This is a genomic window from Rickettsia parkeri (genome assembly GCF_051427245.1).
GTDB lineage: Bacteria > Pseudomonadota > Alphaproteobacteria > Rickettsiales > Rickettsiaceae > Rickettsia > Rickettsia rickettsii.
The window spans coordinates 183,764-195,930 of record NZ_CP195774.1 but is presented as its reverse complement, the minus strand read 5'-3'; the positions used below and the strand labels follow the sequence as shown (position 1 = coordinate 195,930).

Below are 12,167 nucleotides of genomic sequence, written 5' to 3'. Positions count from 1 at the left end.
AGTTCTGCGGTGTTCACGTATTCAGTATACGCTCCGCTCCTCGCCTTGCAGACTCCTTGCTCTTTTTGAAATTGACCTTCACTACTACTCAACCTTAATATTTTAAGTACATAAACATATAAAAACATGAGCAAATATTTAGAATACCCCGAAGTAGAAAGTAAAGAGCAGCCGCCGAAGAAGCTAGTAGTATTACTGCACGGTGTCGGCTCGGACGGACATGATTTAATAGGACTTGTGCCTTATATCAAAAATTATTTACCCAATTGTCATTTTATTTCCCCGCATGGTATCGAGGCTTATGATATGATGCCTTATGGTAGACAATGGTTTAGTTTGCAAGACCGCAGCCCGCATATTATGGCAAAGCTAATTGCAAATAATATTTCTAAGGTTGAAGATATAATAAAGCAAAAGCAGGACGAGTTAAATCTAACCAACAAAGATACTATCATTATTGGCTTTTCTCAAGGTACGATGATAGGATTATATTTAACACTAGTTCAAAAAGAGCCGTTTTGCTGTACTATAGGTTTTTCGGGTGCATTAATTCCACCTATGGAAGTGAATAATAAGCTTACTCCTATATGCTTGATTCATGGGGAATTAGATGAGGTGGTCGGTGTTAGCGAGATGTATAATGCTTCAAACTATTTATCTAAGCTGCATATAGAGCATAGCGGACATAAATTAACGTTTCTTGCTCATTCAATAGATGGACGGGGGCTTGAGATTGCGATTAATTTTATAAATAACCGTCATTGCGAGCAGCCGTAGGCTGCGTGGCAATCTCAGGATTTTGGTATGAGATTGCTTCGTCAAAATTTTCAATTTTTCCTCGCAATGATGATTAGATATCCACACAACAAAACCAAAAAAATATGAGGATGAATGAATATTTTTAATAATAATTTACACGAAACGGATAAAGAGATTAATGAAATAATAAAGCATGAAAAGCTACGTCAAAGTAGCGTAATCGAGCTTATTGCATCAGAAAATTTCGTAAGTCCTGCTGTGCTTGAAGCTCAAGGGGCGCTTCTGACTAACAAATATGCCGAAGGATATCCAAGTAAGCGATTCTATAACGGTTGCGAGGAAGTAGATAAAGCTGAAAATTTAGCTATAGAACGAGTAAAAAAACTCTTTAACTGCAAATATGCAAATGTCCAACCTCATTCAGGATCACAAGCAAATCAGGCTGTATATCTTGCTTTATTACAGCCGGGTGATACGGTTCTTGGTATGTCCTTAGATAGCGGCGGGCATCTAACGCACGGTGCAGCTCCTAATATGTCTGGTAAATGGTTTAACACCGTTTCTTATAGCGTAAATAAAGAGACTTATTTAATCGATTATGATGAGATTGAACGCTTAGCGGATTTGCATAAACCAAAATTACTTATAGCCGGTTTTTCTGCTTATCCTCGTAGTATTGATTTTGCAAAATTTAGAGAAATCGTGGATAAAGTAGGAGCTTACTTTATGGCAGATATTGCTCATATTGCAGGACTTGTTGCCACAGGTGAGCATCAAAGCCCTATTCCTTATGCTCACGCTGTTACCTCTACTACTCATAAAACACTTAGAGGTCCAAGAGGCGGTTTAATTTTATCTAACGATGAAGCGATAGGTCACAAAATAAATTCTGCATTATTTCCAGGACTACAAGGTGGTCCGTTAATGCATATAATAGCTGCAAAAGCCGTAGCTTTTTTAGAAAATTTGCAGCCTGAATATAAAAGTTATATTCAGCAGGTAATAAGTAACGCTAAAGCTTTAGCAAGTAGCTTGCAAGAAAGAGGATATGATATATTAACAGGTGGTACCGATAATCATATTGTTTTAGTGGATTTGCGTAAAGACGGAATCACGGGTAAGCTTGCCGCAAATTCTTTGGATAGAGCAGGGATTACGTGTAATAAGAATGCTATCCCGTTTGATGAAACTTCGCCTTTTATCACTTCAGGTATTCGCCTTGGTACTCCCGCATGTACTACTAGAGGCTTTAAAGAAAAGGATTTTGTATTAGTCGGTCATATGGTAGCAGATATTTTAGACGGCTTAAAAAATAATGAAGATAATAGCGCTCTTGAGCAGAAAGTATTAAATGAAGTGACAAAATTAATTGAATTATTTCCGTTTTATGGCTAATTTAAATAAACGACCTGATTGGATAAAAGTAAAAGCTCCTAATTCTACAGAGTACTATAATACAAAAGATTTAATAAAGAATCTGAGATTAAATACTGTGTGCGAGGAAGCTGCTTGTCCTAATATTGGTGAATGCTGGTCAAAAAAACATACAACGGTGATGATTTTAGGTTCGGTTTGTACTAGAGCTTGTAGGTTTTGTAACGTTAAAACGGGTAGACCGGATTTACTTGATCCGTATGAACCGCAAAGGTTAGCGGAGGCGGTACAAAAGCTAAATCTTAAGCATGTAGTAATTACTTCCGTCGATCGTGATGATCTTGAGGATGGCGGAGCGTCACATTTTGCGGAGTGTATTAGCGAAATCCGAAAATCATCGCCAAATACTACTATTGAGATTCTAACACCCGATTTTTTAAGAAAAGAAGGAGCAGCTGAAATAATAGCAAACGCAAAACCTGACGTTTTTAACCATAATGTCGAAACAGTACCGTCTTTATACAAAACGATTAGACCAGGGGCTAGATATTATAATTCTTTAAGCTTACTTCATAATATTAAAAAATTATCTCCTGAAATTTTTACAAAATCCGGTATGATGGTAGGACTTGGGGAAGAAATAAATGAAGTAGTACAGGTTATAGATGATTTAAGAGAAGCAAAGGTTGATTTCCTAACTATCGGGCAGTATCTGCAGCCTACCAAAAATCATGCTGAGGTCGCAAAATATGTTACGCCGGAAGAGTTTAAATATCTAGAGCGAGTAGCAAAAACAAAAGGATTCTTGATGGTTTCGGCAAGCCCGCTAACCCGTTCTTCATACCATGCCGATGAGGATTTTCAAAAATTAAAAGAGAATTACCAACAAAAACTGGTGTCTTAAAATATCATGCTTATTGCCTGTGTGGTCAGTTTTCATAGCTATTATCTTTGTTTACTAAAGTAAATAATCCTTATGTTGATTAATTTATATATATGATATCATACGTGTAACACACGTGTATACACGAGTATTTTATGCAGAAGAAATTGACAATTACTATAGATGAAGCGGTTTATTATATGCTTTATTCTGTAATAGGTGAACGTAAAATTAGCAAATTTATTGAGCAACTTGTGTAAAACCTTATGTAATTAATGAGAAGCTTGGAGCCGCTTACAAAGCCATGGCTCAAGATACAAAAGCTGAGTAGAAGGCCAATGAGTGGGTAGAAGGGTTAATAGAACGCGATTTTTATGAAAAGAGCTGAGGTATGGTGGTCGACTTTAATCCTTTGTTAGGTGGGAAGTCGCTAAGGTAAGACTGGCAATAATTACTCAAATGCTTCATTAAATCGTGTGCAAGTAATACCTTTAACTAGTAACATCGATAAATGCTATCCTTGTGAAGCCTACGTAATGATAGGTAGCAAAAAAGGTAAAGCCATGACTGATCGAATAATGACAGTAAGCAAATTAAGATTAAAATCTAAAATTAACGTTATCTCTAATGAAGATATACAGCTTTTAAAATATGCTCTTAAGTTACAGCTAAGTCTATAGCGACTATTTATTCAATATTTGGTACAATGATAAACGTAGAAATTGTAAGAAAATACAACAAATGGCGTGAGCATAAGCAGATAAATAAGAGTTTAATCAAAAAAATAACTCAAAATATTTTATTGCGGTTTGATAATTTTAGTAAAATAAAACAATTTGAATTATCAATTTTACTAACAAATGCTGCAGAAATATTGACCTTAAACAAACAATTTCGTAATATAGAAAAAGCTACTAACGTTCTTTCTTTTCCAAGCAACGAATTAAATTGGCAGGATTTATATTCTAAACTTGAATTTTTAGGTGACTCTGATTATATGCATTTAGGTGATATAGCATTTTGTTATGAGGTAATATATAACGAATCGTGCGAGCAGCACAAAACTTTTGAGAATCATTTTATTCATCTTTTAATACATAGTATTTTACACTTAATTGGTTTTGATCATCAAAGTGACACAGAAGCAAATATTATGGAAAATCTAGAAATTGAAATATTATCATATTTCGGTATTTTCCCCCCTTATTAACTAAATAAAAAAATTTATGTTAAAATCTTCAAAAAAAGAAGATTCTAGTAAAAAAAATCAAAATAATAAGTTAATTTTTACTGTACGAAAATTATTCTCTCCGATAAAAAATTTTTTTAGAAAAACAAAAACGCCCGATAATTTTTTTGGTGTCATAAAACGCCTTAAAATTAATAGCCAAAAAATGACTTTAGACGAGCATAATATTTTAGCTAATTTATTGGAGCTAGAAGATAAAACTATTGAAGATATAATGGTACCGCGTTCCGATATTGCGGCAATAAAATTAACTACGAATCTAGAAGAATTAAGTGAGTCTATTAAGTTAGAAGTCCCACATACACGAACTCTTATATATGACGGTACTTTGGATAATGTAGTAGGGTTCATTCATATCAAGGATTTATTTAAAGCATTGGCTACAAAGCAAAGCGGTCGTTTAAAAAAGCTTATACGTAAGCATATAATTGCAGCTCCTTCTATGAAATTATTAGATTTGCTAGCAAAAATGCGTCGTGAGAGAACACATATTGCAATAGTTGTTGATGAGTATGGCGGTACTGACGGTTTAGTTACTATTGAAGATCTGATAGAAGAAATAGTAGGACGAATAGATGATGAGCATGATCAGCAATTAGATAGCGATAATTTCAAGGTTATTAATAACTCAACAATTATTTCAAATGCACGTGTTGAAGTAGAAGTGCTGGAAGCAATAATAGGAGAAAAGCTACACAATGATTATGATGAATTTGATACGATAGGTGGATTAGTATTGACTAGAGTCAGTAGTGTTCCGGCTATCGGTACTAGAATAGATATTTCAGAAAATATTGAAATTGAAGTTACAGACGCAACTCCTCGTTCTTTAAAACAAGTCAAAATTAGACTAAAAAACGGTTTGAATGGTCAATGAATACGAATTTAGAGTCGGTGTGTCCTCTAAATTCGTTAAAAATATTTTATTATTATATTGCAGCTTGTGCTTCATTTCCTATCATCGGACTTTCTTGCGAAGTTGCGTCTGTATAATGCTCATATGCTAGCATTGCTTCCATTGTTGCTACTATATCGGCACCACATTTGAGAATAAAAGCCGGAGATTTAAGTAAATCACCTGCTATCACATAAATTCCAACAGCACATGCTCTTACTACTGCAAGCTTACCATACCAAGGGGTTGGTATCATCACTTCTAAATAATTCGACTATTTTGTTAAGCATAAAAATAAACCTAATTAGTTAATATTAAATTTTAGTTATGCGATATATAACTAAACATTAACTAATTGTCAATGATAATTACCATGAAACATGGACAATATAATTTTATGCAATTATTGTCATTTGACTTAGCAGAGAAATTTGAGTTAAATATCAAAGCTCTATACATAAAAAATTATCATTATGAATGAATTATATATTAAACTACAAAATTACAGTAGTACATATCCTGAAGAAATTGTTACAAAAACAAAAATGCTTGAATTTTTAAATGAATATGAAAACCCTTTTAGCTGAGATTTACAAATAGGACATTTCACTGCTTCGGCTTTTTTACTTAATAATGATAAAACTAAATTTTTATTAATGCACCATAAAAAGCTTGATAAGTGGCTTCAACCAGGCGGTCATTGTGATGGAGATAGTAATATATTAAATGTAGCGGTTAAAGAAGCTATAGAAGAATCCGGAATTAATGAAATCAAAACGATAAATAAGGAGATTTTTGATATAGACACCCATTATATTCCGCGAACTCATAAGGAGCCTGCTCATTATCACTATGATGTACGATTTTTACTAAAAACAGTAAATAATGATAATTTTATAAAAAATAACGAATCGAATGAACTTAAATGGTTTAACTTTTCTGATTATTCAAAATTAGATATTGAGCTAGAACGTTCTGTTACTAGAATGATAGAAAAGTTTATGACAATTAACCATCCTGCTTGTTAAATATAAATTATTGCTCTATAATAAATAGCGTTTTTTAAATAAAATGTAAATCAAATGCCATCATCTAGAATTTTTTCATTCCGTAGTAAGAACAAGGAAGATAATACTCCAAAAAACCTAGAAATTACGCATCCAGATTCAATTAATAAGAACAGATATCCGAACTCTCTAGCAGGCGAAGTTGTTACTATTAAACTTAAGGATTAACCTCAGCCTCATAATTTTATAAAGAGTGAAAAAGTTACCCTAACTTCATTTAAACCGCCTTCTTATTAAAGTAAAGACGATATCTTAAAGGATTTTGAGATTTTCTTAGATAATATAGAGACTAAAGCTTTAGGAGAGATTGATTCATAGTAACATCGATAGTTTTATGCTGTAAGGTTCCTAGCTAAAAAGGGCATTACCCGCATGGATCAAAAAACGCGTTCGGTGTCATACCGTGGCTTGACCACGGTATCTTGGTCACAGACTTGTATTCTTAGATTCCGTGGTCAAGTCGCGGGATGACAATAATTTATTTTATGCTATTTTTTGATATTCAAAATATATTTTTCTTACTGCATAAATCCACGCTAAGCATACAAAAGTAAATACCACCATTAGAATTGGTGAGATTAAGGTAAAAGTAGCGGTTGGAACTAAAGTAAAAATAATAGATTGCACAAGACCGCTAGAGGATTTGCCGACTTTTGCACTTATCACGTCAACCGCAGCTTTGCCTTTGGTTTTAAGCTCCTCATCAAGAGGGATATATAACATTTCTCTTGAAGTATCCCATATAGAATATTTAGTACCTTTAGCTAAAATATTTTGAATACCACCGATTGAAACGGCAAGAGCAAGAGGTGACATTAAAACTGCTCCATCAAATAATGATAAAATTTGTTGGTCAAATACGATAAGTACAAAGAACAAAATGCCGGTCACCATTATTATAACCGGTGAAATAACTGCTGCTACAAACCAGTTGTGCATACGCATAATGTTATTACCGATAATGGTCATAACCATTATTGCCACGCCTGTCCAAAGTATATACAGACTGTTAAATTCAGCATAGGTATTTACAGTCGGATATAATTCCTTAATTTTTGCTTTCCATACGGCTTCGACTAAGTTAATAGCAAATCCGAAAGCTGCCGAACAAATTAAAAGTAGCCATAAATATTTTGATTTCGCAATATATTTAAAGCTTTTAATTAGCCCCATACGTTCTGAAGTTGAGCGACCGCTTTTTGCTTTAGCATAAAATAACGGATTAGTAAAAACGTTCTTGCTAATAAATCTAACTAACAAACAACAAATAATAGCAACAATTGCCACAATTGTCGTGGATACTTGAACTAAAGTGATTTTACTATCCGAAATACTCATAAACTTCTTAATAATAGTATCTTCCGATGATAGATTCATCATTAAAAAGCCGACTAATATTAAAGAAGAGTTGCCGAATAGCGAAAAGAGAGTATAAAATCTTTTTGCTTCTTCGGTAGTAGTAAGTTCATTAGCAAACTGCCAAAATAATAATACGTAAAAAATATTAGGCCAAAGCTCGGCAAGACTATAATATACTATATAACCCCAATTACCTACTAATGAGATGTACCACTTAAAATGAGGATAACGTTCCATCCAGTCAGCTAGATTATCGGGATGTACATGAAAAATATGAATATTAGGATAGATTACAAAAGTGAATAAAACAAAAAAGCTGATAAAAAATGCACTTAAATAATAAAAGATCTTTTCAAAAGTAAGATAATTAATCATTTTAGCATAAATAATCACGAATAAAGCAGCGGCAGGCGTAACGCAATAAACTTTAGCAAAACCTGCTATTTCTGCACTAATCTCGGAGATTAAAATACTATCTTTTAAGATTCGTAAAACATTTTGATTAAATAAAATACAAAACATTAAGGTACTCATCGGAATAAACTTTCCGAGTTCGTAATTATGCACAGGCCAAAATGCTGCTCTGAATTTGTTTTTAAACGATCGTGATGAGGTACTTAGCATTATAAATCCCTAAGGACAAAAAAAAAACTTAAGCACTTCAAGATTTTATGAAAAGATATTTCCCCTAAAACTTTAGAGCCTATATACTTGTTATTACATTCTGAAGGTGCTGAACTTATACAATATATTTAGCCTTTTGTCAAGAATTACTAGATACTCTCAATGCTAGATAGTAATAAACTACAGGAATATTGTGACCTTTATAATAATTATACAAAGACACCTAATTTAGGTAATTAATATTTAAAATCAGGTAAAATAGTAATGCAAACAGAGCATTATAGGGTGTTGTATTACTCGGCGTTATCCCGTGGTTTGTCCAGAGATTCCAGTAAAAATAAATTAAAAATGGATTCCCGCTTTCGTGAGAATGACAAAGGGGAAGTCAGGAATGACATAGAAAGAAGTCAGGATGACATCAAAACTTTCCTAATCATCCTCTCTATCTTCAACTTACTGGAAATATTTTTTAGCTCGTGACAAAAGTTTTATTGAAACTTTGAGAAGCTACGGTGAAGTTTATTTAATAGATTGGCTAGAGATTGAGGAACCTAAATATTTACTAGACGAATATGTGCATAAAATAATCGAAGTAATAGATAATTTGAAAATTAAAGACATTAATTTAATAGGTCATTGTATCGGCGGTAACCTTGCGATAGCTACAAACGTACTTATGCCTAAATTTATCAAAACTCTGACTTTACTTACCTGCCCGTGGGATTTTTCTCATTTTTTCTATATAAGAATGTTGCATCGATATTTAAAACTAGATAGTGGCATAGACAATTTACGATAATTCCTAAAATTCATATTCAAATTTTATTTTTTCTTTTATTCCCTGATTATTTCAATGCTAAATTAAAAAATTTTTTCTCTATAACTTCCGATAAGGAGCAAGAATTAGCATTGAGAATAGAGAATTGGTTTATGTCAGGTAATAGTATATCTAAGGAGGTTTATAATCAAATTATACAAAATATATTAGATGACAATATGTTTATAAATCTTAAATGGAAAATCGAATAATTTTATTATTGATCCGAGTTTAATTCATTGTCCTGTATATATATAGTAGCAGCAGAAGATGATCAAATAGTACCTAAATTTTCCATTTTACCTTTGCAAAAATTATTAAAAAACTCTAAGCTTATAGATGTAGCAGGCGGACATATTAGTTATTTAATAAATGATAAACTAGATAAATTGTTTAAGGAGTACACATTATGACAAAACTGGTTTATATAACTTATGCGAAAAGGACTACTTTCGGCTCGTTTATGGGTATAGTACAACGGCTGCACCTATGCTTGCTGCTCATTTAATAAAGGATATACTGCAAAACAGCAAAATCGATCCAGCTTTAGTAGGTGAGGTAATCCTTGGACAGGTAATAACCGGCGGTAGCGGGCAGAATCCGGCGAGGCAAACTCTGATTTATGCGGGAATACCGAAAGAAGTGCCGGGCTATACGATTAATAAAGTATGCGGCTCAGGTCTTAAAAGCGTAGTACTTGCAGCAAATTCAATTATGATGGGTGATAATGAAATAGTTATAGCAGGTGGGCAGGAGAATATGTCGCTCTGTATGCACGGTAGCTATATCAGAGCAGGAGCTAAATTCGGCGATATTAAAATGGTTGATCTAATGCAGTATGACGGATTAACCGATGTATTTTCAGGAGTATTTATGGGTATTACAGCCGAAAATATCTCGAAACAGTTTAATATTAGCAGACAACAGCAGGACGAGTTTGCCTTAAGCTCTCACAAGAAAGCAGCTAAAGCACAGCTAGCAGGAGTTTTTAAAGATGAAATCTTACCTGTCGAAGTAACGATTAAAAAAACTACTAGTTTGTTTGATCATGATGGAACAGTAAGACCTGATATCAGCCTTGAAATTCTGAGTAAATTACGTCCTGCTTTTGATAAAAACGGTGTAGTTACAGCGGATAATGCTTCCTCTATTAATGATGGTGCGGCATGTCTTATGGTAGTTTCCGAAGAAGTTTTGAAAAAGCATAATTTAACGCCGCTAGCTCGTATTGTTTCTTATGCTTCAGCCGGTGTTGATCCAAGTATTATGGGTACTGCCCCTGTTCCTGCATCCAAAAAAGCTTTAAGTAAAGCAGGTTGGAGCGTTAATGATTTGGAAGTTATCGAGGTTAATGAGGCGTTTGCCGCTCAAAGTATTTATGTAAACCGTGAAATGAAATGGGATATGGAGAAGGTTAATGTTAACGGTGGAGCAATAGCCATCGGTCATCCGATCGGGGCAAGCGGCGGACGTGTACTTATTACTCTGATACACGGCTTACGCAGAGCTAAAGCTAAAAAAGGCTTAGTTACTTTATGTATCGGTGGCGGTATGGGTATGGCTATGTGCGTTGAAGCGGTTTAAATGTGCATTTGACTATATAGGCATTCATTGCTTTATTTGTTAAAGAAGAAAGTTGTATTCATCTGAATTAACTATAGTTCATTGTAATATATATCTGATCTAATATCTCTACAACCTAATAATGCATCATTACAATGTGTTATTGTATTTATAAACTCATGAAAGGTAGAAAAATGAGAGAATGCCTCCGGTTCATAACTCTCCCAATAATTTTCTGCTTCTTCTATATTATTACAAACACGCTTTAGCTTTTGACCAAAATATTTAGGAATATTCCCTAAATTTTTTGCCTAACTCCATACCATAAAATAGTTAGGATTAAAATCAGTAGAATCTATAAGAGGAGTTAGTTTAAAATGCTTCAATAAATTAGAAAAGTTATTTATGAGCTTATGAGAGGCTAACGCTTCATTGGGTATATAATTCTCATCATCAAATTGATGAAATATTTTTAATCTTTTTAGGCATATAGGTATCTCTTTTGCAAGTTCCATATAACGGAGAAGATAGAAATTGGGTATTATAAAGGGTATAAGTTTGATTGCTTTTAAGCCATTCCTGGGCATTATTTATTATTTGTGCATCTTCATGGATATGCATCATTCCCATCAATTAAACAAGACAATATATAAGGTAGCTAATTGTATGCTTGGTGACCAGTTTATAGGATTCCAATAAGACCAAATGCTAGACACTATATATTTAATAATTTCCTTATTAGTTTGCATTTATTATATCCTATTTGGGTTAAGGAAATATATTAAATGAATTTATAAAATACTAAATTTTATTAAATCATTAATAATTTGGTGATAATTGTGTTAATTATACACATCTTTATATGCTATAAATAGTAACATTAAAAAGTTGTTTACTTCTTCTAGTTTCATACTTAGGATATTTCTATTTTAAGTGTACACTTCTTTTGATGTACAATCAATCTGATGAACAAATCAAATCTATCCTCGGTGTATGGAAGATTATTGAAGTACTAACTCCTAATAAAAACGAAAATTTAAATAGATATTTTGACATTATTAGAGAACATACCGATAAAAAAGGCAGTTTTAGTTGCAAACTGGATAAGAAAGAAACACTTTGTTCTTAAAAGATGCTTAGTTTGTGGATAAAACAAAACTCGGTATTGATCTTGAGAAAAACGAAGTAGCAGTTCATTGGCATATTTATCTCGGTTATTTAAAATGGTCGGAAGCTGCACTTGATATTTTAAAGAAAATCCAAAATATCACTAAATTAGATCAAGAATTCTTAAATGATTATAATAACCATCAAGATAAGCAAGAGCAACCGACAAACACCTATTGCTGGTTTAACTATAGATGAAAACGGTAAATATATTGAAGGATTGATGGTTATCTCTACTGCTGCTTATGCTCTCGGTAGAATCATGAGAGATGAGTTCCAAGAAAAAGAATTAAAAGATTTACCAAATTTTGTAGATAATAATAACAGCCTAATAGAGGAAGTATTTTCAGAAAGTGAGAGAATATATTTTAAGGATAAAAAGCAAGATTCTTGAGTTAAAACTCTAGATT

12 protein-coding genes and 3 pseudogenes are annotated in these 12,167 nt (G+C 33.0%); 13 read left to right on the top strand and 2 right to left on the bottom strand.

Annotated features, from left to right (window positions below; all coding sequences use genetic code 11):
- Positions 1–126 precede the first annotated feature (126 nt).
- The 6 genes and pseudogenes from ACSFFC_RS01215 to tlyC all read left to right on the top strand — a co-directional run bounded on the left by ACSFFC_RS01215 (position 127) and on the right by tlyC (position 5,142).
- Complete coding sequence (locus ACSFFC_RS01215; RefSeq protein ID WP_014411038.1) at positions 127–777, top strand: alpha/beta hydrolase family protein; 651 nt, start codon at positions 127–129, stop codon at positions 775–777.
- Positions 778–891: 114 nt separating this feature from the next.
- The gene (gene glyA / locus ACSFFC_RS01210; RefSeq protein ID WP_014411037.1) at positions 892–2,154 is read left to right on the top strand and encodes a serine hydroxymethyltransferase; all 1,263 of its coding nucleotides are present in this window, start codon (positions 892–894) and stop codon (positions 2,152–2,154) included.
- A complete protein-coding gene (lipA, locus tag ACSFFC_RS01205) occupies positions 2,147–3,037 on the top strand; it encodes a lipoyl synthase (RefSeq protein WP_004997515.1) in 891 nt (296 codons plus the stop codon). The genes glyA and lipA overlap by 8 nt, the downstream gene beginning before the upstream one ends.
- 437 nt (positions 3,038–3,474) lie before the next feature.
- A pseudogene (locus ACSFFC_RS01200) lies at positions 3,475–3,696 on the top strand (type II toxin-antitoxin system PemK/MazF family toxin); the annotation flags it as partial.
- A 26-nt stretch (positions 3,697–3,722) separates the two neighbouring features.
- On the top strand, positions 3,723–4,226 hold the full coding sequence (ybeY, locus tag ACSFFC_RS01195; RefSeq protein ID WP_014411036.1) for an rRNA maturation RNase YbeY: 504 nt from the start codon (positions 3,723–3,725) through the stop codon (positions 4,224–4,226).
- Between the two features lie 16 nt (positions 4,227–4,242).
- Positions 4,243–5,142, top strand: coding sequence for a hemolysin C (tlyC, locus tag ACSFFC_RS01190; RefSeq protein WP_014411035.1), 900 nt, complete (start codon positions 4,243–4,245; stop codon positions 5,140–5,142).
- 52 nt (positions 5,143–5,194) lie between these two features.
- Here tlyC and ACSFFC_RS01185 read toward each other — a convergent pair whose 3' ends face one another.
- Complete coding sequence (locus ACSFFC_RS01185; RefSeq protein ID WP_014411034.1) at positions 5,195–5,416, bottom strand: hypothetical protein; 222 nt, start codon at positions 5,414–5,416, stop codon at positions 5,195–5,197.
- Between the two features lie 217 nt (positions 5,417–5,633).
- On the opposite strand from ACSFFC_RS01185, the gene ACSFFC_RS01180 reads away from it, so the two are divergent.
- Together ACSFFC_RS01180 and ACSFFC_RS01175 are read left to right on the top strand one after the other, a co-directional pair.
- Positions 5,634–5,747, top strand: coding sequence for a hypothetical protein (locus ACSFFC_RS01180; RefSeq protein WP_014411033.1), 114 nt, complete (start codon positions 5,634–5,636; stop codon positions 5,745–5,747).
- Positions 5,748–5,756: 9 nt separating this feature from the next.
- The gene (locus ACSFFC_RS01175) at positions 5,757–6,188 is read left to right on the top strand and encodes an NUDIX hydrolase (RefSeq protein WP_081463632.1); all 432 of its coding nucleotides are present in this window, start codon (positions 5,757–5,759) and stop codon (positions 6,186–6,188) included.
- Positions 6,189–6,710: 522 nt separating this feature from the next.
- On the opposite strand, the gene tlc5 is transcribed toward ACSFFC_RS01175, so the two are convergent.
- A complete protein-coding gene (gene tlc5, locus ACSFFC_RS01170) occupies positions 6,711–8,210 on the bottom strand; it encodes a GTP/GDP exchange transporter Tlc5 (protein WP_012719990.1) in 1,500 nt (499 codons plus the stop codon).
- A gap of 162 nt (positions 8,211–8,372) precedes the next feature.
- On the opposite strand from tlc5, the pseudogene ACSFFC_RS01165 reads away from it, so the two are divergent.
- From ACSFFC_RS01165 to ACSFFC_RS01145, 5 genes and pseudogenes are all read left to right on the top strand, one after another.
- Positions 8,373–9,440: pseudogene (locus tag ACSFFC_RS01165) on the top strand (alpha/beta fold hydrolase).
- Positions 9,437–10,611, top strand: a pseudogene (locus ACSFFC_RS01160) (acetyl-CoA C-acetyltransferase). The pseudogenes ACSFFC_RS01165 and ACSFFC_RS01160 overlap by 4 nt, the downstream one beginning before the upstream one ends.
- 928 nt (positions 10,612–11,539) lie before the next feature.
- On the top strand, positions 11,540–11,719 hold the full coding sequence (locus ACSFFC_RS01155; RefSeq protein WP_014411028.1) for a hypothetical protein: 180 nt from the start codon (positions 11,540–11,542) through the stop codon (positions 11,717–11,719).
- Between the two features lie 14 nt (positions 11,720–11,733).
- On the top strand, positions 11,734–11,955 hold the full coding sequence (locus ACSFFC_RS01150; protein ID WP_010977702.1) for a hypothetical protein: 222 nt from the start codon (positions 11,734–11,736) through the stop codon (positions 11,953–11,955).
- Positions 11,885–12,151: a hypothetical protein gene (locus ACSFFC_RS01145; protein WP_146610387.1), complete on the top strand. Its 267-nt coding sequence runs from the start codon at positions 11,885–11,887 to the stop codon at positions 12,149–12,151. Before ACSFFC_RS01150 ends, ACSFFC_RS01145 begins: the two co-directional genes overlap by 71 nt.
- Positions 12,152–12,167: the final 16 nt, after the last annotated feature.